The organism is Dyadobacter sp. SG02 (assembly GCF_900109045.1).
Taxonomy (GTDB): domain Bacteria; phylum Bacteroidota; class Bacteroidia; order Cytophagales; family Spirosomataceae; genus Dyadobacter.
This window is the reverse complement of record NZ_FNYL01000004.1, coordinates 420,701-447,115: the sequence shown is the minus strand read 5'-3', so window position 1 is coordinate 447,115 and position 26,415 is coordinate 420,701. Positions and strand designations below refer to the sequence as shown.

Here is a 26,415-nt window from a genome sequence, read left to right as displayed (position 1 = left end):
TTAACGTTTTTGCAATACAAGACTAGACGCCAGATGCGGCACTTTCTGATCCGGCGACGTAAGGAAGATCAGCTCATTAAGCTCGCCCTTCTCCCACTTTTTCAGCAAGTTGAGATAATAGGGGCTACCCGGATTCCCGGATTGCCCTCCCGGATAAATACCATAAGCACGTGGCGTAGGTCCAAGCTCGACGACCATCCTCCACGAAGGCCCTTTCCGCTTCGTCATCGCATTCACAATGCTGCTTCCCCCGCCAGTCACAAGCGGCGGCGCATTGAATGGCTTGATACTTCTGCTCAAATGCCTTATTTCGGCGTCTTTTACTTTCGACCATTGCCATTCAGGGCTCATCGCGCCCTTACGCGACGTGAGCGTGTCGAGCGAGGCGTTGAAACTTTGGTAAACCACGTCGGGTAGGGTCTCTTTTTCGGGCGTATTCACATTATCGAACCATTTTTCATTCGGTTGCTTTAAAATCAGGTACAAGGTCCGGTCACGCGAGGGATATTCCATCGGGGCTTCCGGCGACGCGAAATCGTCGTTCCAGATGGCCTGGCCCAGCAATGGAAACCAGGTTTCGAAAATCGAGGCCGCGATAGATTCCGGGGAATTTTGATAGTTCCAGTTCGAAAGCAGGATGTGGGCTGCTTTTTGCTTCGGGGTTAAGGACCGGGTTTTGAGAATAGCGAGCAGCCTGGGCAGTAATGTGCGTGCCAATACGCTGAAATTGTCGTTTTGCAGCATTCTGAGGCTGTCGGCATTGGCATTCGTCATAGCTTGAAGGCGCTCGTTAATGCGGATACCACGCTCGGAAGGCGCGAAACTCCAGTTGATATAATAAGGATAAGTAGTATCCGCGGACGACTGGTTGGCGCTGCTTACGAAACCCCTCGGCGGGTTTTTGACGAACGGGTTCTGTTCTGCGGGAATCCAGCCCTGCCAGTCGTCGGCAGGCGAAGAGCCATCGAGCACGAATTTGCCTTGTTCCTTATATTTCAAAGGCATTTTCCCGTTCACGGTAATGGCGATGTTCTTCTCATTATCCGCAAATACAAAGTTTTGTGCGGGTCCTACATAATGGGCCAAGGCCTTGCGATAGTCGTCGTAAGTTTTGGCTTTGTTGAGCTCGTAAAAGGTAATGAAGCTGTTCCCCGGCTCATGCCCGATCCATTTAATGGCCAGGTTCGGGAAATCTCCGAACGTGCCGTCCGAATCGGTCACAGGGCCATGATGGGTATAAAGGATGGTTTCGCGGTAGGGTTTCAACTGGCCTTTGACGTGGATGATCTCCTCGCGTTTATGTGTCGGCTTCCATTGATTATCATGCCAATAGAAATTCCTGTATTCATTTTTGAATTTGATTTTATACAAATCAAAAACATCTGCATCCACATTGGTAACGCCCCATGCAACACCTTCGTTGAAGCCGATAATCACACTCGGGATACCTGGCAGCGACACGCCGTACACGTTTAAATCCGGTGAATGCAGCTGCACCTGGTACCAGATCGACGGCAGGGAAAGTTCAAGGTGCGGATCGTTGGCGAGGATGGGGTAGCCGGTAATGGATTTTTCGGCGCTCACCGCCCAGTTGTTACTGCCGATACCTTCTTCCTTCGGTGCTCTCGGAGGTAATGCTGTCAAAGGTTGGGCCGATAAGGCACTACTGTCGGCCGGTAGCATTGGCGGGACGGCCTTCGGAATGGATAATTTGGGGAAGTCCCATGATGTGCCGGACGGGATAATCGGGCTTTCCTGCAACATCGGATAGTCGGGGAAGAGCTTTGCGATGGTTTCACGGCCGTATTTTTTCAATGCATTGGTCATAGCGAGCTCGTTGGAGCGCCCCGCGAGCGTGAGCGTCATCTGTTCGAGCATGTACATCGTGTTGATCGGCTTCCACGGCTCGGGTTTGTATCCCAGTAGTTTGAACTCAATAGGGTAATCCTTCGGCGCAAGTTGCCGGATAAATGCATTCACACCGGCCGTGTAGCCGAGCAAAGCTTCCCGCGAGCGGGGATCGGTCATGGCCACTTTCAGGTTGGCTTCTGCACCATAGCCCATTCCAAGCCTGCGGCTTTGTTGATCCAGAGCCAGCGTGGCCGTGCCGAGTATTTCGGAAAGACGGCCCGCAGCGGCGCGGGTTTGCAGGTCCATTTGCCAAAGCCGGTCTTTGGCGGTAATGTAGCCCTGCGCATAAAAAAGGTCGAAGTCGTTTTTGGCAAAAATGTGTGGCACGCCGGAATCGTCGAAGCGGATCGTCACCTCGTCGCGCAGGCTGTCGAGTTGCAGGGTTACGCGCGTTTTGGGGTCGATGACCTTCTCGCTGTTTTGCCATAATCCGCAAAAAGGACTCAGGAATGGTCCCAGTGCGGGTGCCGGTGCCCATGGCTTGTCAAGCACATACACGAGCCCGGCCGTGATCGCGATAAACAGAATTGCCTTTACGAACTTCATAGAGAGGATGTTGATGTGCTTTTACAAGAAACAGGCATTACTCGGAAACCGCTTGCACCATGGCCTCGACCAGTTCCAGGTCCGAGTACATGACCGACTTTTCATCCGGAATTTCCCCGGCCATTGAAATGCCCTCCTGGAAGAACTTTTGACGCGCCGGCCGGAATTTTTTGGCGGTTAAATGCAAAGCATGTACGCCGGCAGCTTTCAATTCAGCCGCATTGTGGTGGTTTACTCCACCGCCAGCCATGATCTCTATTTTTCCATCGGCTTCTTTGGAGAGCCTGGCGAGCAATTCCGTTGCCTGAACGGCCGAAGGTTTCTGACCGGATGTGAGGATACGCTCGGCACCGGTAGCGATAATGTCTTTCAGCGCTTTCATCGGATCGGGCGTGAGGTCGAATGCACGGTGAAAAGTGACTTTTAGCGGGGCCGCATAATCGACGAGGGCCTTGGTACGCGTCACATCCACGTTACCATCCGGTGTGAGAATGCCGAGTACGACGCCATTGGCCCCCAGTTTTTTGGCCAGATCGATATCTTTTCGCATGATTTCCTCTTCGAAAAAATCATAGACGAAATCCCCGCCCCTCGGCCGGATCATCACATATAGCTGAATATCAACGTTTTTTCTTACGATTTCTATAAGTCCGGCGCTAGGCGTGGTACCGCCTTCGCCAAGTCCGCCGCATAGTTCAATCCTGCCCGCTCCACCGGCCTGCGCATTGATACAGGATTCCAGCGAATAGGCGCAAATTTCAATAGTCATAATTTGGTATTTGTAATGGTGAGGGAAATTAAGGGTTTTTCGGGGAGAGGGGAAATGTCGTGGTTACAAACTTTGTGATAGCGACATTATCATTTGATTATCAATGGGTTATTAATTATCAGGAAATTAAATTTGTCACCTCGCAATTATTTTTGTTTTTTTTTGCTTTAAGCTTTTAAAAGATATCAAATTTTTTACTTTTGCAGAAAAGTAAAGTAACCATTAATAGGCGAAAATATTATGTACTGGACTCTCGAACTCGCATCGTACCTTGAAGATGCTCCCTGGCCAGCTACCAAAGACGAGCTAATTGACTTTGCAATCAGAACAGGCGCTCCGTTAGAAGTAGTTGAAAACCTTCAGGAGCTAGAAGATGACGGTCAGCCTTATGAAAGCATTGAGGAGATTTGGCCCGACTATCCCACCAAAGACGATTTCTTTTTCAACGAAGACGAATACTAGACGAAAACGGCACTCTATCGGTGCCGTTTTTTTTATGATATATGGTCCGCATTTTTTACGTAACTCAGTCCCCAAAATTTTTTAAATCTGACAAAAGGAATGTAAATTGTTAGCGTTAACAAATGAGGAGGACGAGGTAAGTTACCGAAAGTGATTTAGTCATAACTCATAATTTATCCATTCCAACCCGATGGAGCTTCGATTGTTGAAAGAGCTGGTTAAGAAAGGTGAGGGGGAACATCTGGAATTCAAACTGAAATCCAATCACCCCGAGAAGATCGTCCGCGAAGTGGTTGCTTTCGCAAATTCAGGTGGCGGTAAGCTGCTGGTCGGAGTGGGTGACGACAAAACTATCAAGGGCCTTAAAGATGCCGATGAGGACGAATACACCCTCTCACGCGCCATCGACAAGTACATTTTCCCCAAAATCAGTTTCAAAAAGGAGCGCGTGGCGATCACGTCCGACCGTGATGTGCTCGTGCTCACGATTCCGCGCAGCATCGACAAGCCGCATTATGTGGTGGACGACACGGGTGCGCGCCAGGCGTACATCCGCGTGGAGGACAAATCCATCCAGGCCAGCCGCGAAATGAAAGAAATCATGCGCCGGGGCCGTGGCGAGCGGGACATTAGTTTTCAGTATGGCGACAAGGAAGAAAAACTGATGAAACTGCTCGACGAAAAGGAATCCGTGACGGTGGATTTGTTCGCAACAGTCGCCGGCATTCCCCGCAAAATTGCTTCCAATACATTGGTAGTGATGGTGCTGGCCCGGATACTGGAAGTGCATCCGCACGAGATGATCGACAAGTTTACGATGTCGATGGCTTATCAGTCGAATTAACAGCAGTTATATTGCCAGAAAGGATTTTCCCAACCACATTCCGAAAAATGTAGCTGCGAAACATGCTATCATGCTGATGATAATGTTGAGGGAAGCTTCCACCCAGCGGTCGTTGATGAAGAGCTGAATGGTTTCGTTGCTGAAACTGGAAAAAGTACTGAACCCGCCGCAGATACCAACTACTACAAAAAGCCTTGAAGCGGCTACCAGATCGGGCGTTTTGAAGGTGGCCCATCCGCCAAATGTGCCGAGGATGAGGCAGGCCAGAATATTGGCCGTCAATGTTCCGAACGGGAAAATTGACGGCCATTGCGCGAAAGCCCTTCCGATTCCGTAACGCGCCAAGCTGCCTAATCCGCCTCCTATAAAAACGATGATCAGGTTGTTCATTGCGGCTGGTCCGTGGGTTAATCGTTGTTAGAACGGCAGATCGTCCGATTCTTCGGTGAAAGTGGTTACCGGGGGAAGTGGTGCGCCGCCTGCATTGAAGCTGGCATTACCACCGCTCGCGCCTGCTTTCTCAACTTTCCATGCGCGTACCTCAGTGTACCAGCGGGAGTTGTACTCGCGGCTCTCCACGTCGATAGAAGCCGTTACCGAGTCGTTTATTTGCAGCTTAGCCTGGTCAATTTTGTCACCCCAAAGTGAAATACACACCTTTTTAGGGTATTGAGAAGGTATTTCAAGAATGAATTCCTGCTTGCGCCACATTCCGTTTTTTCCCTGGCCGGTAACTTCCGGCAACAGAGAAATGACTGTTCCTGATACTTCCATTGATAATTATGTTTTTTTAGTGTCGTTTCAAAAATGGTTCCAAAAGTAAGATTTTTGACGGTCGATTGCAATGCTGAATGCTAATCGGTGCCGATGGCCTGGTCAAGATCGGCGATGAGATCCTCGACATCCTCGATGCCCACGCTAAGACGTATCAATGTGTCCTTCAAACCTATTTTCAATCGCTCTTCGCGCGGCATGCCCCCGTGCGACATGCTCGCGGGGTGCGTGCAAAGTGACTCTACCCCGCCAAGCGATTCGCCTAACGCGAACACTTCCAGGTTTTCCATGGTGCGGACGGCCTTTTCATAACTGTCGTCTTTCAATTCAAAAGATACCACACCGCCGAAGCCGCGCATTTGCCTTGCGGCCAGGTCGTGCCCGGGATGATCGGGTAAGCCGGGATAATACACCTTCCCGACTTTCGGATGCGCTGCGAGCCAAATGGCCACCTGACCTGCATTCTCGCAATGGCGCTGCATTCTGATATGCAACGTTTTCACGCCTCTCAATACCAAAAAACAGTCCTGCGGCCCCGGTACCGCTCCGGTGGCATTCTGAATAAACTTTAATCGGCTGGCCAGCTCGTCGTTGCTGGTGATCAAAGCGCCCATAACGGTGTCGGAATGGCCGCCGAGGTATTTTGTGACGGAATGCATGACGATGTCCGCGCCAAGATCGAGCGGGTTTTGCAGGTAAGGGGATGCAAACGTGTTGTCCACGCAGGTGAGGACATTGCGTTCCTGGCAAATGCGGGTGATTTGCCCGATATCTATGATTTTCAGTAACGGGTTGGTAGGCGTTTCCAGCCATACCATTCGTGTCCTTTCTGAAATTAATCTATCGATTTGGCCCACTTCTTCGATGTCCACAAACTTGAAAACCAATCCCAGCGGCTCGAAAATGCGTTTCATGAGCCGATAGGTACCGCCGTAAATGTCGCTGGGCGCGATGATTTCGTCGCCGGGTTTGAAAAGTTTCAGGACTGCATCGGTGGCGGCGAGGCCGGAGGCGTAGCAAATGCCGTGTTTGCCGTTTTCAAGCGCTGCCAATGCGGTTTGCAATGCGGTGCGGGTGGGGTTGCTGCTGCGGGCGTATTCGTAGCCTTTGTGCTTGCCGGGACTTTCCTGGACGTAGGTGGAAGTCTGGTAAATAGGCGTCATAATGGCGCCGGTACTTGGGTCGGGCTCGATGCCGGCGTGTATGGCTTTGGTTGCGAATTTCATTTTTTAGGGGCAACAAAATATTAATGTAGAAAAGCAAGTTCACAAAAACCTTTTGTCAAAACAACTGGTTATCCGAATAGAAAAAGTAAAGCCGATTAGCCTTGGAAACGTCTACACCAAAAAGATTCTCACTTCCGGTCGTCGTAAGCATATTGATGACGATCGTGCCATTGGTGACGACCTCTATTATGACGGCTTGGGCTATTAACCACGAAAAAATCCTCCGTGAGCTGCCTGTGGAATGGTGGCTGGGGGTAACGGCGATACTTACCCTGGCTTCGTCCGCCGCACTCACGCCTCCTACATTTCTGGCATTGGTTTACGGCTACTTTCTCGGCTGGGCGTCGCTACCCATGCTTTTTGTATTGAACATCGGCGCGATAGCCATTATATATGTATCGGCGCATTTTCTGCACGCAGCATCTGTGAGAAGTTACCTTATTCAAGTCTATCCACAAGTCGGGACTTTGTTGCGCCGGTTTTACAAAAATGAGTTAAGGCTGATATTTTTTGCAAAACTATCGCCCGTTCTGCCGTTCGCCATTACCAACCTGTTTTTTGCCATGGCCGGTGCCCGCTTTAAACAAGTGCTTACCGGCGGGACATTAGGCATGATCCCACGGACGGTTCTGGCCGTTTGGGCAGGTAAGGAAGCGCAGGATATCCGCTATTTGCTCGAACATCCGAATGAAGGGCTGGCGACCAAAATCGTGCTGATTGCCTTGATCGTCATCTCGACCGTCGGCATCGGCTATTTCTTCAAAGACAAGAGTATGGTAGAATCCTAAGTACGTTATTTACAAATTCATAACACGCTTTGATAATATCGTACAATAACTGGCTACAAAACGCTACAAAAGCATCAACTTCATCCTGTTTCTTTGTGGTAAAGTTATAAATACCCGAAAAGTAGAATGAAATCCTTACCTTTCATTGATCTGATCATTGTGATTGCCTACCTCGCAGGGATGGTGGCGGTAGGGGTTTACTTTTCAAGGAAGAATACCAATGCCGAGCAGTTTACCAAAGCCTCGGGCCGTATTCCCGGCTGGGCGATCGGCATTTCCATTTATGCGACGTTTTTGAGCAGCAATACTTTCCTCGGCGTGCCGGGCAAAGCATTCGGAAGCAACTGGAGTTCTTTTGTTTTCAGTTTGTCGATGCCGTTTGCGGCCTGGGTAGCGACGAAGTTTTTCATTCCTTTTTACAGAAGCACCGGCGAAGTTTCGGCCTATACGCACCTCGAACACCGTTTCGGGCCGTGGGCGCGTACTTATGCGGTGATTTGCTTTCTGCTCACGCAGCTCGCGCGTATGGGATCGATATTCTTCGGGATTGCATTGAGCTTGCAGGCGTTGACAGGTTACCCGATGTCGACGATTATGATTGTCGTGGGCATTTGCATTGTTTTGTATACGGTCATGGGCGGAATGGAAGCGGTGATCTGGACGGAAGTGGTGCAGGGCGTGATCAAGACCATCGGTGCGCTGGTGATACTTTACCTGGTGGTTTCCGGGGTATCGGGCGGGATGCCGAGCATTATCGAAGTTGGAAAAGCGAGTGATAAATTCAGTCTGGGTACATTGGCGCCGGATTTTACTACGGCATCGTTCTGGGTGATTTTGCTTTACGGGTTTTTTATGAACCTGAACAATTTCGGGATGGACCAGAACTACGTACAGCGCTACCATACCACATCTTCTGCGAAGGAAGCCGCCGGTTCGGTATGGCTTTGTGTGTACCTGTATGTGCCTGTGTCGCTGATATTCTTCTTGCTCGGAACGTGCCTTTTTGCTTATTACCAGGGCAATCCGGAGCTGCTGCAAACCATTAAAATGCAGGTAGCGGCTGAAAAACTACCTGGCGGAACTTCGGACGCTATCGCAAGTCTCGCCGCGACGCTCACACCGGCCGATTATGGCGACAAGGTAATGCCGCATTTCATGGTTACGAAAGTACCGGTAGGTCTGCTCGGGCTGATCATCGCCGCGATTATGTCGGCTGCAATGAGTACCATCAGTTCGGGAATGAACGCTTCGGCGACGGTTTTCTCAGTGGATATTTATCAAAAGTATATCAAATCCGATCTTACATCACAGCAATCGCTGCGCCTGCTCTACATCGCCACTACGGCTTTCGGTTTGCTGGGTATGGTTACAGGTATAGCGATGATCGGGGTAAAAAGCGTGCTGGACGTTTGGTGGATGCTTTCAGGGATTTTCGCGGGCGGTATGCTCGGGTTGTTCCTGCTGGGTATGATCTCAAAAAGTACAAAAAACACCGAGGCGCTTACCGCGACCATTATCGGGATCGTGGTCATCGTCTGGATGACGTTCTCGACCCAGCTGCCCGACACCTATTCCTATTTGCGAAACCCGCTCCACCAGAATATGATCATGGTGGTAGGAACACTGACGATCTTTTTGACCGGCGTGCTGCTTACCAGGCTGAGACGCAAGCAACCGGCTGAAAAAGAGGTGCTTTTGCACAGCAAGTAACCGGGGTTCGGCCTGAGAGTCGGATTTAGAAGGATTTTTCTTACTCATATATATAAAATCATACACGATGTCATCTGTAACGTCTTCCACCGTGTCGTTGCCGCAAGGCTTCATTCCCGTCATGCTTACCCCTTTTCTCGAAACGGGGGAGGTCGATTACGATGGGTTAAAAGCATTGACGGACCTATACCTCGAAGCGGGCGCTGCGGGGCTGTTTGCCAACTGTCTATCAAGCGAAATGTACGAGTTATCGGTAGAAGAGCGCTTGAAAGTAACGCGTACAGTGGTAGAACATACGGCGGGCCGCGTGCCCGTGGTTGCGACAGGCACCTTCGGCGGGCCGATTCCCGAGCAGGCGCAGTTCGTCAGACGTATATATGATACCGGTGTGCAGGCGGTGATTGTAATTACCGGATTGCTGGCAGATGAGCACGAAACGGACGAAGTATTTATCCAACGGGCAAAGGAACTGATCAGCCTCACGGGCGATATTCCATTGGGTTTTTACGAATGTCCTGTGCCTTATAAAAGGTTGATCAGTAGTGAAGTGCTGGCTGAACTACTGCCTTCGAACAGGGTAATCTACCATAAAGATACCTCCCTGGACATTGAAGAGGTGGTTCGCAGGATCAAGGTTGCGGACGACTATCGTTTTGGGCTGTACGACGCCTATATGGTGAATGCGGCGGCATCGCTCAATGCAGGTGCAGCGGGGTTGTCGTGCATTCAGGGGAATATTTATCCTGAACTGATCGTCTGGATCTGTGAAAATTATAACAATGCAGAACGACAGGAGGATGTGAAGGCGCTGCAACAGTTCTTCGTGGATTCGATGGACATCGTGCATTCGGCATACCCGACGATCGCTAAATATTGCCTGCAAAAAAGAGGTTTCCCTATTTCCACCTACACGCGCCGCGACGTGGGCGAGCTCACGCACGAGTTGCAGGAACAGGCCGACCAGCTTCTGGACGAGGTAGACCGCATACAGGCCGAGCTCGGGATTCCGAGCGTATTTAAAAAGGCACTGGAAACACCATTGAAATAACCCAAACGGACCAAACCCTAATCTTTGAGCTATGACTTTTCCTAACCAGCAAATTTTGGATCGGGTAACCCAGGGCGACGAAGCTGCATTTACACAACTCCGTTCTTACTTCCATGTGGCGGCATTTAAGTTTTGTTCCGTACTCCTGAAAGACGAAGCGGAAGCGGAGAATGTTATCAACTCTGTCTTCAACAAAATCTGGAATGAGCGGCGTGACCTACGGGCCGAAGGTAATTTCCAGTCGTACCTGTTCAGTAGCCTGAAAGATCAGATTTTTGGGGAGATGAAAAAATACAGCGATCCCGTTGCACGCAAGCAGTATCTGGATCGTATACAGTCATTTCGCGCCAGCTAACTGGTTCAACTATTGATGGGTAATATTAGTATTACGTTATTTAATAGTATTTTTTTAGCATTTTACTCATTGTACAGGATGGATTATTAAAAAAATTTCTTTTAAATTGAGCAATGGCAGCCAACCTAAAACCCTGCCGGCATTGATTTAAATGAAACCTCATTTCCATAAAGTCCCTATTCCCTCGAGGACTTCGTTCAGCATCCGTCATGACAAAGATTCTGGCTTTGGCACCGTTTGGCATTACCATCCGGAGCTTGAACTGCATTATCTGGTCAAAGGAAAGGGGGTAAGGTTTATCGGAGATAATATCAGCAACTTTTCCGACGGCGAGCTTATCCTGCTGGGCGAGAACTTGCCGCATACCTGGCGGGTAGAAGAGGGTACCAGTAATACCGCAGCGGAAGTGGTTATCATCCACTTTTTACCTAATTGCCTAGGTAGTGAGCTGCTTTTGCTGCCGGAGGCTTACCAAATTCCGAAACTGTATGAGCGAGCCAAAAGAGGCCTTTTAATACGAGGGGAAGCCAAGGAGAAAGTTATCCGTCTGATGCATTCTGCGGTAGATGCGGAAAATCTCGACCGGCTGATCGCATTGCTTTCGATCCTGAAAATCCTGGCGGAGGCCAGTGAATATGAGACGATCGCCTCGGCGCACGCATTCTATAAGTCCAACGACGCCGAAACGTTGCGTTTGAACAAAATATACGCCTATACACTTTCCAACTACCGCAACGACATTTCATTGCAGGATGTGGCGTCGATCGCCAATCTCGGCATTACTTCCTTTTGCAGGTATTTTAAATTGATGACCAAGAAAACCTATAATGATTTTCTGGTGGAAATCCGGATCAGCCAGGCTTGCCGGTTCCTGATCGAGGATAAAATGGCAACGGAAGTGATTTGTTTCGAGTGCGGTTTCAACAATGTTTCCAACTTTTACCGGCATTTCAAGAAGGTTACCGATATGACTCCTTTGGAATACAAGCGGAAATATCTCTATAAAGCCGCACCCGAAATGGTCTGATCATTTGTCGTGGTTTTTCATCCACTCGTCCATCGAGAAACGTCCGGAGCCTACGATGGCGAACGTTACCACCAGCATGAGCGTGATCATCGAAAGCCACAACTCTGAATTGAGATAAGAAAATCCAAGCCGGATATTCACGAAGAACACGGCAATAAGCAGGATCGGAATCTGAATGATGGACGCAATTCTCGTCAGGCACCCCATTGCGATAAGGAATCCGCCAAAAATGTGCGCAAAAGCTACGTAATGCACGGCTGTGACGGAATACAAATGAAAGTCGAGGCCGGTAATCAGGTGAGACAACTTGGTGGTATCGCTGATGAAGCTGATACCCTTCGCAAACAAAAATACTCCCAAAGCAATACGAACAATATCCAGCCACGCCGGATGATGCGTATCGCCCCAATGCTCGATTCGATCCATCATGTTCATAACTTCTCAAATTTTGGTTTCAAGAAAGTTACAGTTTTGAATGGACTATGTCAAGAGAAAATGGCTTTTTTCCAAGCCATTTGAGGGCTAAAATCAATGTTTTTCGATCAGAGAAGTGTGTTTGGTATCCCTCATCCGGATATAGACGACCAGTGACATGAAAATGCAGATAGTCACATACCAGTAATACCAGGTCTCATGCCCCAGGTTTTTGGCCCATAATGCCAGGTACTCGGCCGTCCCGCCAAATACCGCCACGGCAATCGAATAGGGTAGCCCCACGCCCAATGCGCGTACCTCTACGGGAAACAGCTCGGCTTTCACCACCGCATTAATGGAGGTATAGCCGCTTACGATGATCAATGCAGCCATTAATAGCCCGAATGCCGGCCACATTTCAGTCGTGTGACTCAATGTGGTAAGCAGCGGGAAAGTGAACAGCGTTCCTAAAACCCCGAAACCAATTAATAATGGCCTGCGACCGATGCGATCGCTGAGGGCACCGAAAACCGGCTGCAATGCGGCAAAAATGAATAGCGAACAGAAAGTCAGTATTGTCGATTGGTATTTTGTAAGTCCGACCGTATTGACCAGGAACTTCTGCATGTAAGTCGTGTACGTGTAAAATGCCAGCGTACCGCCCGAAGTAAGGCCTATTACCACCAGAACGGCCTTGGGATGCTTCATCAGCTCTTTCAGCGAGCCTTCTTTTTTTACTTTCAAGTCTTTGGATTGAAAAGCTTCCGTTTCGTTCAGGTGAGCGCGCAGGTATAATGCAACCAGCGACAGCATTGCCCCGATCACGAACGGAATGCGCCAGCCCCAATCGTGCATTTGCTGGTCGGAGAGGAAGATATTTTGTAAAATCAATTGCAAACCCAATGCAATGAGCTGCCCGCCGATGAGTGTTACATATTGAAAACTGGAAAAAAAGCCGCGTTTTTCTTCCGTCGCCACTTCGCTGAGATAGGTCGCGGAGGTACCATATTCGCCCCCGACGCTGAGCCCCTGGAGCAAACGGGCGATCAAGAGCAACAATGGCGCGGCAATCCCTATACTGTTATAACCCGGCAGGAAAGCGATCAGCAGCGAACCGAGCGACATCAACAGCACCGACACGGTCATCGCCACTTTCCGGCCACGATTATCCGCCAGTTTTCCAAAAACATATCCACCGATAGGACGCATGAGAAAACCTACCGCGAAAATGCCTGCCGTATTGATCAGCTGGACCGTCGGATTGGAATCGGGAAAAAAAGTATTGGCAAAATAGAGGGAGAATGCCGAATAGGCGTACCAGTCGTACCACTCCACGAGATTCCCGGCTGATCCGCCGATAATGGCTTTAAGGCGCCAGGTAGTGTCGTCTTTTTGTAAAGTTTGCTCCATAAATCGGGGTTAGGTCTTCCCAATTTACTTAAATAAAGTGCAAATCCATGCAGCCGCGTGCTCGACAAGACGCGTATGGCCGCTTTTTAATTCAATGTATTGCTTTTCAGGAAGTAGCTCGGCCAGTTTTCGTACGGCTTCGGGTTTGAGCAGGGTATCATAAATTCCTGCAAAAAGATAAATCGTTACCTGATTGGCGTTCGCGGCTTTGACTATTGCGGGAATATCAAATCGCAAATCGCGAAATGCGACCCATGAACGGTAAATCGTCTGCCGTTTCTCAGGCGTATTCAAAACCTGCTGTGTAAACCTTACCAGACTTTTGCTGGCCAATTTCAAAGTCTGCGCAATGCGAACGCCAGGAAAAAACACGCCCGGATGTCGCATTAGCCACCCATAAATCCATCGCGCGGGCGGAATGCGCGTCGCGAGTGCATACATGGGATGTTCGGAAACGCCGTCGGGAGCAATTAGGAAGGCATTATCGATAAATTCAGGGAATGCTTCCAGCGTCGCCAATGCGAAACGGCCACCGATACTGAAACCGGTAATGTCGAAGCGGGTGATGTTGTTTTCTTTGAGGAAATGCTGAATGCTTTGTTTCCATTCGGCTTTTAAAATGACTTCGAATGGGGCATCGCGGTGCTGGCCGTGAAATGGCAGGTCAAATGTGTAGAGGGTGTAATGTTTATCCAGGGAATTTTCGACGGCCGAAAAGCATGCGATGCCATCTTGTCCTATTCCGTGGAATGCGAGGAGAATGTTCGGGCCGGAGCCGAGTTTGGTATATGGGAGTGGGGAAATCAAATTTTACCAGCGGGTTGCGATATCATAGAAAGGAAAGTTAGGGTCTCGGGTAAGTACTTCAAAATTCTCTTCTATGCTTTGGGCAATAATAAGCCGATCGAAAGGATCTTTGTGGAAAAAGTCGAGCTTGCTTAGCCGGATGGTATGAGTGAGTTTGATGGGTAAGATGGCAATGTCGGTCTGTGATAGCTCGAACAGGAACGTTTCAAGTGGCTTAGCAAGTTTGAGTTTCCCTAAACTCACTTTAATCGCAATCTCCCAAATCGATGCGATGCTCACATATTTCTTACTTTCAGTTTCTTCGATTATGATTTTGGCACCCTTTGATAAGCTCTCGTTGCCTTCCAAAAACCAGATTAAGGTGTGTGTGTCAAGAATGTATTTCATTACATATATTCTTTGAAGTCGTCCAACGGTTCGTCGAAATCATCAGACATTACAAATGTGCCTTTCATCATCCCGAATTGTAGTGGCTTTTTCTCAGAATCCGCTTCTCCATGTTTTTGAAGCAGGAAATCTATGAAATTATCTACTTCCTCTTTCAGGTTTTCCGGTAATTCAGAAACCTTCTTTAATAGTTCGGTATCGCTCATAATCATTGCTTTATATGAGTAAGTTACGACAAAACAAAAAGACCTCCAAACGCCCTGCTCATTGAAACAGCCCGTTTGAGAGGTCCTTTTGATTAATTTTACGCTTCCATCAAATACGCCTTGATGAACCCGTTGATATCGCCGTTCAATACCGCTTCGGTATTCGAAGTCTGGTAATCGGTGCGGTGGTCTTTGACGCGGCGGTCGTCGAGGACGTAGCTGCGGATCTGTGAGCCCCATTCGATCTTGCGTTTGGAGGCTTCCACTTCGGCGCGGGCCGAGTTGCGCTTTTCGAGCTCGATCTGGTAGAGACGCGATTTCAGCAAACGGATCGCCACTTCTTTGTTCATCAGCTGCGAACGTTCCTGCTGGCAGGCGATGATGATACCCGAAGGTTTGTGGTGCAAACGTACCGCGGTTTCTACTTTGTTTACGTTCTGTCCTCCGGCGCCGCCTGAGCGGTAGGTATCCCAGGTAATGTCGGCGAGGTTGACCTCGATCTCGATGTTGTCGTCCGCGAGCGGGTACACATACACGGAGGTGAACGAGGTATGCCGGCGCGCATTCGAGTCGAATGGAGAAATGCGGACGAGGCGGTGTACGCCGTTCTCCGATTTCAGGTTACCATAGGCATATTCCCCATCGATTTCGAGTGTTACGGATTTCACCCCGGCCACATCGCCATCCTGCAAATCCACCTGGCGAACCTTATAACCATTCTTTTCAGCCCACATGATGTACATCCGCATGAGCATCGAAGCCCAGTCCTGCGACTCGGTACCACCCGCTCCTGCATTGATTTCGATCACGGCAGGCAGTTCGTCGCCTTCTTCTCCCATCATTTTCCTGAACTCGATTTCGTCCAGTTTGTCGGCGAGCTTTTTGCCTTCTTCGTCCACCTCTTCTTCGGTGGCCTCGTCGGCTTCATAAAATTCCCATATCGTGTCCAGATCGTCGCGCAGGCGGGCGAGTTCTTCGTATCCGTTGGTCCAGAATTTCAGACCGCGGATTTCTCTCATCACCTTTTCCGCACGTGTCGAATCGTTCCAGAATTCGGGTTGAACAGTCTGCTGTTCAAGTTGTCCTAGCTGTTGTTTTCGGTTAGCGTAGTCAAAGATACCTCCCCAAAGCCTCTACACGGGCTTTCAAGTCTTTCAATTGCTCTGCAGTCATTGAATTTTTTGAATTTAAGTTGAAAAATACTTTACTGTTAATGGGTGGATTATGTTCCTGTCGCCCTGGTAGTTGCGGTATTGTCACCCTGAGCGAAGTCGAAGGGCTTGTGCGATGTTGCATTTACCCTTCGACTTCGCTCAGGGTGACATTGCGCTTAAACCGTTCCGATTATAATAGAAACTCATCTTTCACAAAGGTAGAACAATTAACCATAACGGTCTGTTTCACTTAAATAGGCGGGATTTAAGATGTAGGCATTCTGGCAAATCGTCTTAACTTTGCGTCAAAATTTTGTCAACCCATTTCGTACAATAAAAATACCGGAAAATGGCTCAAACATATGATGTGATTGTAATTGGTAGCGGCCCCGGGGGTTATCCCGCAGCCATTCGTGCTTCCCAATTAGGACTTAAAGTTGCTATTGTTGAAAAAGAAAGTTTAGGAGGCATTTGCCTTAACTGGGGTTGTATCCCGACAAAAGCTTTGCTGAAAAGTGCTCAGGTTTTCGAGTATATCAAGCATGCAAAAGATTACGGTATTAATGCGACTGAATATTCGGCGGATTTCGGTGGAGTGATTAAACGCAGCCGCGGCGTGGCCGATACGATGAGCAAAGGGGTGTCGTTCCTGATGAAAAAGAACAAGATCGACGTCATCATGGGTGCCGCTAAAGTAAAGGGCCAGAAAACGATTGAGGTGACTGACAAGGATGGCAAAAAAACCGATTACAGCGCTTCAAAAGGCGTAATCATCGCAACCGGTGCACGCGCACGCGAATTGCCGAACATTAAGCTCGACGGACAGAAGATCATCGAATACCGCAAGGCGATGAGCCTGGAAAAACAGCCTGCTTCCCTGCTGGTAATCGGCTCGGGCGCGATTGGAATGGAGTTTGCTTATGTCTATAACTCAATGGGAACCAAGGTTACCGTCGTGGAATTCCTCCCTAACCTGGTTCCGGTTGAAGACGAAGAGATTTCTAAAGAGATCGCGAAGCAATACAAAAAAATCGGTATTGAAACTTTGGTCAACTCTTCGGTTGAGAAAGTGGATACCAGCGGCAAAGGCTGCAAAGTGACCGTTAAAACACCGGAGGGCGAGAAGACTTTCGAGGTTGACGTAGTGCTTTCAGCAGCAGGTATCGTTGCGAATATCGAAAACATCGGTCTGGAAGAAACGGGCATCAAAACCGATAAAGGTAAAATTGTCGTTAACGAATGGTATGAAACCAACGTTCCCGGCTTCTACGCGATCGGTGACTGTACGCCTGGCCAGGCATTGGCACACGTGGCAACTGCCGAAGGTATTATCTGTGCCGAGAAAATCGCAGGTCACAAAACCGAAGCGTTGGATTACGGCAACATCCCCGGATGTACATACTGCCAGCCTGAGATCGCATCGGTAGGTTTCACCGAGAAAAAGGCGAAAGAAGCAGGTTACGATATCAAAGTAGGAAAATTCCCATTCAAAGCGTCTGGTAAGGCGGTAGGAGCGGGTGTTACCGACGGTTTCGTAAAAGTAATTTTCGATGCGAAATACGGCGAATTCCTCGGAGCCCACATGATCGGCGCGAACGTAACCGAAATGATCGCAGAAGTAGTAGTGGCGCGCAAGCTGGAAACTACTTCTCACGAAATCATGCGTGCGATCCACCCGCACCCAACGATGTCGGAAGCATTGAAAGGTGCTACCGAGGCGGCTTACGGTGAGGCGATTGATTTGTAAGATCCTAAGACTTCGGCGTCTGCTTTCGGCTGTCGGAATATTGATAATGGCAATGCCCGGGAGTTTTTCCGGGCATTGTTTGTTTTGGGGTTTAAGAATATTGGGGTTAAATTTAATTCATAAACACTGCTCAACTTCCTATGTCTGCAAACGCATTGACCACTTCATATTCTGAAAATGTGGAAGCATTTATTCGCTTGAACGACGTTGCAGGCAAGCTCTATCGTTCGAATCCTAAAAACAAAAGCAAGCTTTCGATGGACATTAGCTGTATTTGGGAGGAGCAAAACGACCATTAACCCCATACCATCGGCAACCATGGTCCATGGTCGTTTCGTTTTAGCGGTCACTTCACCTTCTGCCGCCGCTGCATTGCCTCCCGCCAGGTCGTCAGCACAATCCCTTCCTTCTCGATATACTTCCGCAACTCAGGATCAATCATGGCCAGGAAATCGCCTTCGCGGGTTGGCCAGGAGTCGGAGATGTGTGGGAAAACTTCGGTATGGATGGTGCAATGCATGATCACCATCGTGAGGCCGGGTTTCAGCTTGCCGATAGCCTCGATGTATTTGGCAGTTTTGTATTTCTGTAATGCTTTTTCGGACTTGTCACCGTTTTCCGGGCCTTTCCAGCCGTAGCTGCTGTTTTCGAGGTCGTCGAGAACGGGCAATCCTGCTGCCCAAAGTTGTTTGCCTACTTTCTGGGTCATTTCAAATCTTTCCGCAATCATTTTCTCCTCGCCCTGAATGGCTGTATTGTGCCCGCCGGGGAACATTACCGGGATCTTTTCCTGCATTCCTACTTTTAAATACCGCTCCAAAAATTCCGGCGTCGCGAATAATGTACCCATATGAGAGTCCAGGTGCGTGGGTTCGAGGCCCATCGTGCGTGCGCGTTCGAGTTGCGCGCGTATTTCAGTTTCGACCTCGTCGGGCGACGCGTTTTTGACCACATCCGCTACACTCCGCCACAATGCGCCTTCCGTGTCGGTGAGGCCTTTCACATTGGTTTTGCCGGCCAGTGGTCCCCAGCGGTAATCCTTCCATTCGGAGGTCATCGTCAAATGCAGGCCGGCGTCGATGTCCTTATTCTCCTTCCAGTAATGCACAAATCCGGGAACCCAGCCGCAGGGCATCATCACGCTCAGCGAATTCGCAACGCCTTCGCGAATGGCTTTGATCGCACCCTGGTTGGATTCGTAGGACATTCCTACATCGTCGACGTGGATGATGAGCACCTTTTTACCTTTGGGATAACCGAGTTTTTCGGCATATGTGGGCTCCGTTTGGGCGAAAACGTTGCCGCAGAACATTGTCATTAGTACCAGTAGCACTTTCTTCATGATATCATTATTTGATTATGTTTGCCATTGCATCATTCAACAAGCTATACCACTCATGAAGAGCTATGTACTAGCGTTTTTACTTGTTTTTTGTTCCGGGCATTTGTTTGGGCAAAATGTGTCGCCGAAGGAGATTGTCAGGAAGTCTCTTTTGACGACAACCGGGGGTAAAAAGCTTAATAGTTTTAAACTCATTACCACTTTCGACCGGCCGGGCACCATTGCTTTAAAGAACACGCTTCGCAGCCCGATGCCCGACCTGATTGAATCGATCATTAGTGCCGCTCCCGATTCGGTTAAAGAGCAAATGGCCACCGAAATGAAGCGTGCGAACGAAACCTTCGATCAGGAATTGGTAGCCATGTACGAAAGGGTTGTAGAAGTTTCTCTCGCCGATTTGAGTTTAAAAAGGGCTGTTAGCATAACAACGGGTATAGCGAGTGCTTCGGATACGAGCCGAACCGTGACGGAGCTCGATGGTAGTAAAATGGCCGGAGTTTTGCTCAAAAACCCGGTTGTAATGCTTCAATACATGGCGACCGATACAGTCGAACTCCATTATACGGGATCGGCTGCTATGGAGAATGAGGAGCAGCATATTATACAGGTAAAGGTAGCCGGAGAATGGATCGACGTAATGATCGGGAAAGAAAGCCAGCTCTTGTCGCAGATCGTCATCCCGCGCGTTGATACCGATCCGCTGATCGGGGAGGGACCGGTGCATTACAAAGACATTCATGTTTTCAGAGACTACAAAAAGGTTTCCCGCATGCTGCTGCCGTCCGCTGGGGAAGAAACAAGTACGAGTTTCGGGATGACAGTCAGGTACAATTTGGCTTGGAGCAATATTAATGAGCCATTCCCCGATTCCATCTTTGTCCGCGAGGCCACACCGGAAGAGAAAGCCGGATTTAATTTTACGAATGTCGGTAATGGCTTATTTATCATGGAGTTGACAGGACAGCACTTCGGGAACAACCGCACGCTGGTTTGGACAAATGATCAGGCCGTCGATCTTTTCACCGGATTCATTTATAACGAAGTAATTATTGATAAAATGAGGCGAGCATTTGCCGAGAAGTTCCCCGGGAAGAGCATCCGGAACATTTTCGGAGCAGAGGCGATTTCGTCTCTCACCGCGCTTTCCGGACTATTTGATCCGGAGACGAAGCTATATTTTCCGAAAGGGTTGGGTTTTTTGTCGGAAGATAAATTGCGTAGATATAATCCAAAAGAGGACTCTACATGGCGTACCCGGCTTTCAAACGGAACCCTGCATCCTTTCGAAACAGGTTTTGAAAAGGACGGCTGCCGGGCAATTATCCTCAATGCTAACCCAAATCCGGAATACGACCAATGGCAGGTGTGTTATTATTTGAGTAATCAAAAAGTTATTTATGTTAACGGCTACCTGGGCGGCGCGCAACCGGGAGAGCAAAATGCCTCGTCCTGGGCAAAAAAATTATGTGAAATGGTAGACAGGGAAGCATTACCGGTCGAAAAGGTGATTTGCCCGCATGGTATGACACATGACGTTCCGCTGGAAATGAGCTATGAAAAATTCCGCCGCAGCGTCCGCGGACAATAGCCCAGCCCGTTTCCGCGTTATGTGCCAACATTTAACGCATCCCCCTAACTTCCCGCATGGCTAACTCGCGCAACCTGTTAACCTGTCTGCTAATGTGCACGATTATCCCCGCACAGGCCCAGCACTTTTCCCTAAGCCGCCTTTTTTACCCTAATCTGACCCTCAAAGCTGATTACACTGTGCCTTCGAACCTGGATGGTACGCGGGATTACGGCGTTTCGAGGACCGGATTTTTCGGGATAATCCCCTTGCAGAGCGAGGTGCAGCTCGGTTACAGTTTGCGGAAAAAGTTTGATTTACGGGCCGTCCACACAGTTGCCATTGCGCAATACACGCAGATTCAACCCACATTCGATGGTAAGAATGATCCATCCAACGGCTATAAGACGTTATCGCTCGGTGTGATCCGTTTGCAGGCTAGCATTAAGGACCGGCTTTGGGTTTATGGCGGTGGATTGGGGATGACGGAGAGTAACGAGACGTTTTTCAGCCCGCAGCCATTTTTCTGGGGCGGGGCGGCGAGGATGCACGTTTTGGGGCTTCGTACCCAGTTCATGTATGGATCGGTGCTGGCTTATAACCAGAAGCTGCGGTTCATCCCCGTATTTGGGGTAAATAAAGGATTAGGTAAACACTGGCGCGTTTCGGCATTGCTGCCATTCATGGTGAATGCGAACTATAAGGCTACAAAATGGTTCAATGTGGATTTCCTGGCAGGACTGAGTGGATACAGCGGTGGGTTCCAGGTGCAGACGCCGGAGGAGAAAGCATTGCGGCGCGAAAATTACCGCCAGATCAAAACGGGTGTTGCGGCCAATGCGCACCTGTTCTCGGTGCTGAATGTATCGGTGGAAGCGGGTGTGACTACATTCCGGCAATTGCGCACATTCAATAGCGCCCGTGAAAACCTTACCTCGTACACACCCGCAACCACGCCTTACATAGGTGCGAGCGTGCGCTACATCACGAGCCGGTCGCGATTATCTTCCAGATTTACACGGAGAATGGGGCTTGGTGAAGGGGGTATTAACTGGTAATGCGCATTCACCAAATGGATGCTAAACCAGTTTTTGTGCTTCCGATTTCAACAATGCCTTGTCAATAGGCACCACACCGACCATCTCACAAACCAGTCCGCCGCCGAGATTTGAAATGGCTGCCACGCTTTTAGGTGGAAGGCCCAATGCCACACAGCAGGCGGCAATGCTGATGACGGTATCACCTGCGCCGGAAACGTCGGCGATCTGGCGGATGTGTGCCGGAAGCTTGTGGGTTTCATTATTAAAATCAATGAAAACGCCCCTTTCCGACAAAGTGATCAATGCGCCTTTTGCTTGGAGTGAATCTTTCAAATGCTGAACCGTCGCTTTCAGTTCGTCAAGGTTATCCACATTAAAATCCACTTTTAAACCTTCGCGGAGCTCTTTCAGGTTGGGTTTGAAAAGCGTGACGTGGTTATAGGCCAAAAAATTGCGCTTTTTGGGATCGACAACGGTCGGTACGTTATGTGCGTTGGCAAATGCGGTGATTTCGGCGATGGACTCGGGCGTGAGCACGCCTTTGTCATAATCTTCAAAAATAATGACCTGGCAGGAAGGGATCAGTTCCTTGGCTTTCGCGACGAGCGCTTCGGTTTCTGCTTTGGAAACCGGTTTGTCGGTTTCAGTGTCGATGCGCACAACCTGCTGGGAGCCGGCGATAATGCGTTCCTTAATGGTCGTAATGCGGTCGTCGCTGCGGATCAGGCCTTCGCAGTTCAGTTCTTTCTCTTTCAGGCTGTTTTCGAGGAGGTCACCAGGGGCGTCGGTACCAATTACGGAGCAGATAATTGCTTCTGCACCAAGTGATTGTACATTCAGCAGCACATTGCCTGCGCCGCCCAGCCGGTATTCCCTTTTTTGAACATTGACCACCGGTACGGGCGCTTCCGGAGATATTCTTTCAACTTTTCCCCAAACATAGGAATCGAGCATCACATCGCCGATTACCAGTACACGAAGGGTATCAAATGCTTCAAAAACCTGATCGATTGTCATGTAATTATGTGCTAAAATTGCGGCAGTCTGCTGTAAAAATCAGACCCTGGCAACAAAATGCAGGCTGGTAACCTGAAATCTTTTATTGAGATAAAGCCGGTGCGCGTCTGTCCGGGCTGCATTTACGCCCGAATCGAGGTGGATTTCGTTGAACCCTTCCTTCCGGGCATATTCCGCGATCCAGTCGAGCAGTATTCCTGCATAACCCTTCCCGCGCTGCGTCGGCAAAGTCGAAAGATCGTCGATGTAGATGTATTTTCCACGAAAAAGATTGTAACCGGTTTCAAAAACGGCTACTGCGGCGGCATCGGGACTGCCGTCTTCGATGAAAATGATTTGCCGGTTATCGGCGAGGGTTTGCTTTACCGCCTCGGTGTAAATATCGTCGGTCAGCAATGGCCGCAGCGCCTGGATGGCGCCGCGGCATTTGAGGATATCTGCGTCGTTTTTGACGGTTTCGATCGTCATAGTCCTTTATTATGTCCTACGATGGTCAGATTGCTCAGGCTGTGACCCATTTTGTCGCGCTTGGTGAGCAGGTATTTTTCATTGTACGGGTTGGAAGGGATCTCGATGCCAACCGAATCCACGATTTCAAGACCATAACCGATCAGTCCTGCGCGTTTTTTCGGGTTGTTGGTAATGAGCTTGATTTTGGTCAGTTCCAGGTCGCGGAGGATTTGTGCGCCTACGCCATAGTCGCGGTCGTCCATCGGGAAGCCCAGTTCCAGGTTCGCTTCTACGGTGTCGCGGCCCATTTCCTGCAATTTATAGGCTCTTAGTTTATTCAAAAGACCGATTCCGCGGCCTTCCTGGTTCATATACACGATCACCCCTTTGCCAGCCTGGTCGACCATTTCCATGGCAGCGTGCAATTGAGGACCGCAATCGCAACGGCAGGAGCCGAAAATGTCGCCCGTAACGCACGACGAATGTACGCGCACGAGCACGGGCTCGTCTTTTTCCCAGGTCCCTTTCACCAATGCAAGGTGGAGGTCGCCGGTATTGATCTGACGGTAGGCGATCAGGTCGAAATGGCCGAATTTGGTGGGCATATCCACCCCAATCTCCCGTTTGATCAGCGATTCTTCACGCAAACGGTATTCGATCAGGTCCTTAATGCTGACGAGTTTCAGATTGAAGCGGTTGGCGATTTCGCGCAGCTGAGGCAGGCGCGCCATCGAACCATCTTCATTCAGAATCTCCACCAAAACGCCTGCCGGCGATAATCCTGCCAGACGCGGGAAATCGATCGCGGCTTCGGTATGGCCGGTACGGCGAAGTACACCGCCTCTTTTGGCTTTCAACGGGAAAATATGTCCGGGGCGGCCGAGATCTGACGGCTTGGTATCTTTGCTGACCAACGCCTGGATGGTTTTCGAACGGTCGCTGGCTGAGATACCGGTGGTGCAACCATGTCCAAGCAAGTCGACAGAAACGGTGAACGCGGTTTCGTGGAGAGCGGTATTGTTGCCCACCATCATTTCGAGTTCGAGTTCCGCACAGCGCTCCTCGGTGATCGGCACGCAGATGAGCCCGCGGCCTTCTCTTGCCATAAAATTGACTATTTCCGGGGTTACCAGCTCGGCAGCGCAGATAAAATCACCTTCATTCTCACGGTCCTCGTCATCTACAACGATGATAAGCTCCCCTCTTTTGATTGCTTCGATGGCGTCTTCGATAGAGTCCAGCGCAATCGGGTTCGAATTGTTACTCATTAATCGGGTTAATGAAAAAATAGTTTTAAACTAAAACTCGTTTTTACTCTGCAAAGGTACGTTGATAATGTCGAAAGTTCTATTTTTGAACGTCCGTTACAAATTGAACAAAGGATTTGCATGATCCGTTTCAATGGGCAGATTCGCACCGGCACACTTTGCGGAACCTACTTTACTCAATATGAAACATAAGCTACTGATCGTATTTCTTCTGGGCATATTTTCGCTTGTTAATCAGAAAGTTTCCGGTCAGGGCACACAGAGCTTTTGTGGGACCACGGGCGCGTTTACCGTGACACCCGAAATCGGTTGCGCACCGATGACGGTCAATGTCAAAAACCAGGTGCCAAAACCTGAGACTCTTACCTATGCTTTCCGTTTCGACCGAAATCAGAATTCCGCTCCCAATATTAACGAGACAACTCAGGATTCTACCTTCACCTATCAGGAACCCGGTACCTACACGATTCTTCAATACGGCAGTGTCAAGGATATCGGCGGATTCTCCTTGTGCAAAGATGTGACCGTAAAAGAAACCCGCGGCCCGAAAGCGGAGCTGATAACCTGCCCCAACGGCAAGGTGAGGGTGACGCTAAGCGACGACGCCATTACCAAAGCCTATGACGCGGTAACGATCAGCTGGGGTGACGGGAAGACGCAGAATGTCAATCTGAAAACCAATACCACGGCTTTTTTTGAGCATACCTACGCTTCGGCCGGCCATCTTCCGACCATTACATTGAAAGGTTCCTATACCAACAGCGTGTGCAATGCAGATGCCAACACCACCACCCTGACGGCCGGTACGCCGCAATCGCTCGCCAGTATCCGCATCAGAAGCATCGAAATGCCGGCAGACGGTAATGCCAAGATCATTTATGACGGAATGGAGGGTATCGAAACCAAAGTTTACATCGCCCTGGGAAATGGGGACTTCATTTTTACCAACCAAAGCGGACAAACCGGCGGCACGCAGTCGGCATCCGTACCTTTGCTGGATCCTAAGAAAGTTTACCGTTTTCAGCTCAGGTCGACCGACATCTGCGGTAATATTATCGAAAGCCCGATCGTGAGCAGCGTTGCGATCAAGCAGGGAGGGTTGTCGCTCGATGAGATTATCGCCCTCGAATGGGAGAACGAACCCAATACCAAAGGTTTGGTAGAGTATCAGCTGAGACGGAATGGCGCGGTGATTTTTAATACTCCAAATGAGCGTTCCTACCAGGACACGGATGTCAAATGTGGGAATACGTATCAATACGAGATCGTGGCTGTGGTCGAAAACGACGTCCGTTCTTATTCTGCACCGATCAGCCTCGAACCTAAAACGTCGACACCATACGACGTTACCACTGCATTGGTCACCGTAAAGGACGAGAATACCATCGGTACCCAAATTGAGCTTTCAGGTGAAGGGCTTACCAGCGAGTATAATCTGATCGTGGAGCGGACAGTGTTGGGCAGTTTGAATTTCGAGGTAGTTTCGCCTGCAAATAACCAAAGTTTGCAATGGGATGATACGAATGTGAGCACGTCGCAAAGCTCCTATTGCTACCGTTTCCAGTATGAGAATGCATGTAAAATGAAATCGCCTTCGTTCAGCGTGCCGGTTTGTTCCATTTTGTTGAGGAGCAATGCGCCGGATCTCGGCTGGACCCAGGAGTCGCCATTCATCGGTACGATCGGGAACTACAATTTACAACAGGTCGATGCGGGTGGGAATCTGATTACCGAAACGCCGAAAGGCCTTTCGACCAGCCACACGCTAGATCTCGCGTCCCAATCCGACTTCGGTTACCGGATCGAGGCGAAATCGTCCGACGGTAAATTTACGAGCCTGTCCAATCTGCTGAATTTCAAAAGCGAAGCTATTTTGCTCGTACCCGATGCATTTACCCCGAATGGTGACGCTTATAACGAGCGCTTCGAGGTGAAAGCCTATTTTGTGAAGGATTTTAAAATGTCTGTTTTCAGTCGCTGGGGCGAGGTCGTTTACCATTCCGATGACATCGCCGAAGGCTGGGACGGCAATATCAAAACGGGCAAAGCACCGGGCGGATATTACCTCTACAAGATCGAAGCGACCAATGTTTCCGGCCAGACTGTCGTCAAAAATGGGAGCTTTCTCCTAATAAGATAGGATTTT

27 protein-coding genes are annotated in these 26,415 nt (G+C 49.5%); 12 read left to right on the top strand and 15 right to left on the bottom strand.

Features of this window, described 5'->3' with window-relative positions; translation table 11 throughout:
* Both BMW93_RS12020 and BMW93_RS12015 read right to left on the bottom strand, forming a co-directional pair.
* A complete protein-coding gene (locus tag BMW93_RS12020; RefSeq protein WP_090375774.1) occupies positions 1–2,457 on the bottom strand; it encodes a penicillin acylase family protein in 2,457 nt (818 codons plus the stop codon).
* A 37-nt stretch (positions 2,458–2,494) separates the two neighbouring features.
* Positions 2,495–3,226, bottom strand: a complete 732-nt coding sequence (locus BMW93_RS12015) for a copper homeostasis protein CutC (RefSeq protein ID WP_090375771.1) — start codon at positions 3,224–3,226, stop codon at positions 2,495–2,497.
* A 240-nt stretch (positions 3,227–3,466) separates the two neighbouring features.
* On the opposite strand from BMW93_RS12015, the gene BMW93_RS12010 reads away from it, so the two are divergent.
* Both BMW93_RS12010 and BMW93_RS12005 read left to right on the top strand, forming a co-directional pair.
* Positions 3,467–3,688, top strand: a complete 222-nt coding sequence (locus BMW93_RS12010) for a DUF2795 domain-containing protein (RefSeq protein ID WP_013927448.1) — start codon at positions 3,467–3,469, stop codon at positions 3,686–3,688.
* A 190-nt stretch (positions 3,689–3,878) separates the two neighbouring features.
* Complete coding sequence (locus BMW93_RS12005) at positions 3,879–4,532, top strand: helix-turn-helix domain-containing protein (protein ID WP_090375767.1); 654 nt, start codon at positions 3,879–3,881, stop codon at positions 4,530–4,532.
* Positions 4,533–4,538: 6 nt separating this feature from the next.
* Here the strand turns inward: BMW93_RS12005 and crcB are convergent, their stop codons facing one another.
* The 3 genes from crcB to BMW93_RS11990 all read right to left on the bottom strand — a co-directional run bounded on the left by crcB (position 4,539) and on the right by BMW93_RS11990 (position 6,532).
* Positions 4,539–4,922, bottom strand: a complete 384-nt coding sequence (gene crcB, locus BMW93_RS12000) for a fluoride efflux transporter CrcB (protein ID WP_090375764.1) — start codon at positions 4,920–4,922, stop codon at positions 4,539–4,541.
* 27 nt (positions 4,923–4,949) lie between these two features.
* A complete protein-coding gene (locus BMW93_RS11995) occupies positions 4,950–5,306 on the bottom strand; it encodes a DUF3127 domain-containing protein (RefSeq protein WP_090375760.1) in 357 nt (118 codons plus the stop codon).
* An 80-nt stretch (positions 5,307–5,386) separates the two neighbouring features.
* A complete protein-coding gene (locus tag BMW93_RS11990; protein ID WP_090375755.1) occupies positions 5,387–6,532 on the bottom strand; it encodes a cystathionine gamma-synthase in 1,146 nt (381 codons plus the stop codon).
* Between the two features lie 101 nt (positions 6,533–6,633).
* Between BMW93_RS11990 and BMW93_RS11985 the strand changes: the two genes are divergently transcribed.
* The 5 genes from BMW93_RS11985 (at position 6,634) to BMW93_RS11965 (ending at position 11,460) form a co-directional block, all read left to right on the top strand.
* A complete protein-coding gene (locus tag BMW93_RS11985; RefSeq protein WP_229240383.1) occupies positions 6,634–7,320 on the top strand; it encodes a VTT domain-containing protein in 687 nt (228 codons plus the stop codon).
* Between the two features lie 126 nt (positions 7,321–7,446).
* Complete coding sequence (locus BMW93_RS11980) at positions 7,447–9,030, top strand: sodium:solute symporter (protein WP_090375749.1); 1,584 nt, start codon at positions 7,447–7,449, stop codon at positions 9,028–9,030.
* A 67-nt stretch (positions 9,031–9,097) separates the two neighbouring features.
* Positions 9,098–10,078 (top strand): dihydrodipicolinate synthase family protein, encoded by a 981-nt coding sequence (locus tag BMW93_RS11975; protein ID WP_090375746.1) that lies wholly within the window; start codon positions 9,098–9,100, stop codon positions 10,076–10,078.
* A gap of 31 nt (positions 10,079–10,109) precedes the next feature.
* The gene (locus BMW93_RS11970; RefSeq protein WP_090375743.1) at positions 10,110–10,433 is read left to right on the top strand and encodes an RNA polymerase sigma factor; all 324 of its coding nucleotides are present in this window, start codon (positions 10,110–10,112) and stop codon (positions 10,431–10,433) included.
* Between the two features lie 151 nt (positions 10,434–10,584).
* Entirely contained in the window at positions 10,585–11,460 is an 876-nt protein-coding gene (locus BMW93_RS11965; protein WP_090375740.1) for an AraC family transcriptional regulator, read from the top strand.
* Here BMW93_RS11965 and BMW93_RS11960 read toward each other — a convergent pair whose 3' ends face one another.
* From BMW93_RS11960 to prfB, 6 genes are all read right to left on the bottom strand, one after another.
* The gene (locus BMW93_RS11960; RefSeq protein ID WP_090375737.1) at positions 11,461–11,895 is read right to left on the bottom strand and encodes a DoxX family protein; all 435 of its coding nucleotides are present in this window, start codon (positions 11,893–11,895) and stop codon (positions 11,461–11,463) included.
* 93 nt (positions 11,896–11,988) lie between these two features.
* On the bottom strand, positions 11,989–13,284 hold the full coding sequence (locus BMW93_RS11955) for an MFS transporter (RefSeq protein WP_090375734.1): 1,296 nt from the start codon (positions 13,282–13,284) through the stop codon (positions 11,989–11,991).
* Positions 13,285–13,308: 24 nt separating this feature from the next.
* A complete protein-coding gene (locus tag BMW93_RS11950; protein ID WP_090375731.1) occupies positions 13,309–14,091 on the bottom strand; it encodes an alpha/beta fold hydrolase in 783 nt (260 codons plus the stop codon).
* Positions 14,092–14,094: 3 nt separating this feature from the next.
* Entirely contained in the window at positions 14,095–14,478 is a 384-nt protein-coding gene (locus tag BMW93_RS11945) for a type II toxin-antitoxin system VapC family toxin (protein ID WP_090375728.1), read from the bottom strand.
* Positions 14,478–14,684, bottom strand: coding sequence for a DUF2281 domain-containing protein (locus tag BMW93_RS11940; RefSeq protein ID WP_090376265.1), 207 nt, complete (start codon positions 14,682–14,684; stop codon positions 14,478–14,480). The genes BMW93_RS11945 and BMW93_RS11940 overlap by 1 nt, the downstream gene beginning before the upstream one ends.
* Before the next feature lie 98 nt (positions 14,685–14,782).
* Positions 14,783–15,857, bottom strand: a protein-coding gene (prfB, locus tag BMW93_RS11935; RefSeq protein ID WP_143061641.1) for a peptide chain release factor 2 whose coding sequence is annotated in 2 segments (ribosomal slippage) — positions 14,783–15,796 and positions 15,798–15,857 — 1,074 coding nt in all. Because the reading frame shifts where the segments join, the coding sequence is not laid out codon by codon here.
* A gap of 330 nt (positions 15,858–16,187) precedes the next feature.
* Here prfB and lpdA point away from each other — a divergent pair.
* Both lpdA and BMW93_RS35420 read left to right on the top strand, forming a co-directional pair.
* Complete coding sequence (gene lpdA / locus BMW93_RS11930; RefSeq protein ID WP_090375725.1) at positions 16,188–17,585, top strand: dihydrolipoyl dehydrogenase; 1,398 nt, start codon at positions 16,188–16,190, stop codon at positions 17,583–17,585.
* Positions 17,586–17,725: 140 nt separating this feature from the next.
* Complete coding sequence (locus BMW93_RS35420; protein WP_177194071.1) at positions 17,726–17,884, top strand: hypothetical protein; 159 nt, start codon at positions 17,726–17,728, stop codon at positions 17,882–17,884.
* Positions 17,885–17,931: 47 nt separating this feature from the next.
* On the opposite strand, the gene BMW93_RS11925 is transcribed toward BMW93_RS35420, so the two are convergent.
* A complete protein-coding gene (locus BMW93_RS11925; protein ID WP_090375722.1) occupies positions 17,932–18,927 on the bottom strand; it encodes a polysaccharide deacetylase family protein in 996 nt (331 codons plus the stop codon).
* Between the two features lie 55 nt (positions 18,928–18,982).
* On the opposite strand from BMW93_RS11925, the gene BMW93_RS11920 reads away from it, so the two are divergent.
* Together BMW93_RS11920 and BMW93_RS11915 are read left to right on the top strand one after the other, a co-directional pair.
* Complete coding sequence (locus BMW93_RS11920) at positions 18,983–20,515, top strand: hypothetical protein (protein ID WP_090375719.1); 1,533 nt, start codon at positions 18,983–18,985, stop codon at positions 20,513–20,515.
* Positions 20,516–20,607: 92 nt separating this feature from the next.
* On the top strand, positions 20,608–21,552 hold the full coding sequence (locus tag BMW93_RS11915; protein ID WP_229240382.1) for a hypothetical protein: 945 nt from the start codon (positions 20,608–20,610) through the stop codon (positions 21,550–21,552).
* Between the two features lie 21 nt (positions 21,553–21,573).
* On the opposite strand, the gene BMW93_RS11910 is transcribed toward BMW93_RS11915, so the two are convergent.
* The 3 genes from BMW93_RS11910 to BMW93_RS11900 are packed head-to-tail and all read right to left on the bottom strand — an operon-like array spanning position 21,574 to position 24,269.
* The gene (locus tag BMW93_RS11910) at positions 21,574–22,551 is read right to left on the bottom strand and encodes a bifunctional heptose 7-phosphate kinase/heptose 1-phosphate adenyltransferase (protein WP_090375712.1); all 978 of its coding nucleotides are present in this window, start codon (positions 22,549–22,551) and stop codon (positions 21,574–21,576) included.
* Positions 22,552–22,590: 39 nt separating this feature from the next.
* Positions 22,591–23,019, bottom strand: a complete 429-nt coding sequence (locus BMW93_RS11905) for an N-acetyltransferase (protein WP_090375708.1) — start codon at positions 23,017–23,019, stop codon at positions 22,591–22,593.
* Complete coding sequence (locus BMW93_RS11900; protein WP_090375705.1) at positions 23,016–24,269, bottom strand: bifunctional 3,4-dihydroxy-2-butanone-4-phosphate synthase/GTP cyclohydrolase II; 1,254 nt, start codon at positions 24,267–24,269, stop codon at positions 23,016–23,018. Before BMW93_RS11900 ends, BMW93_RS11905 begins: the two co-directional genes overlap by 4 nt.
* A gap of 181 nt (positions 24,270–24,450) precedes the next feature.
* Here BMW93_RS11900 and BMW93_RS11895 point away from each other — a divergent pair, with 181 nt between their 5' ends.
* Entirely contained in the window at positions 24,451–26,409 is a 1,959-nt protein-coding gene (locus tag BMW93_RS11895) for a gliding motility-associated C-terminal domain-containing protein (protein WP_090376262.1), read from the top strand.
* The last annotated feature ends 6 nt before the right edge of the window (positions 26,410–26,415 follow it).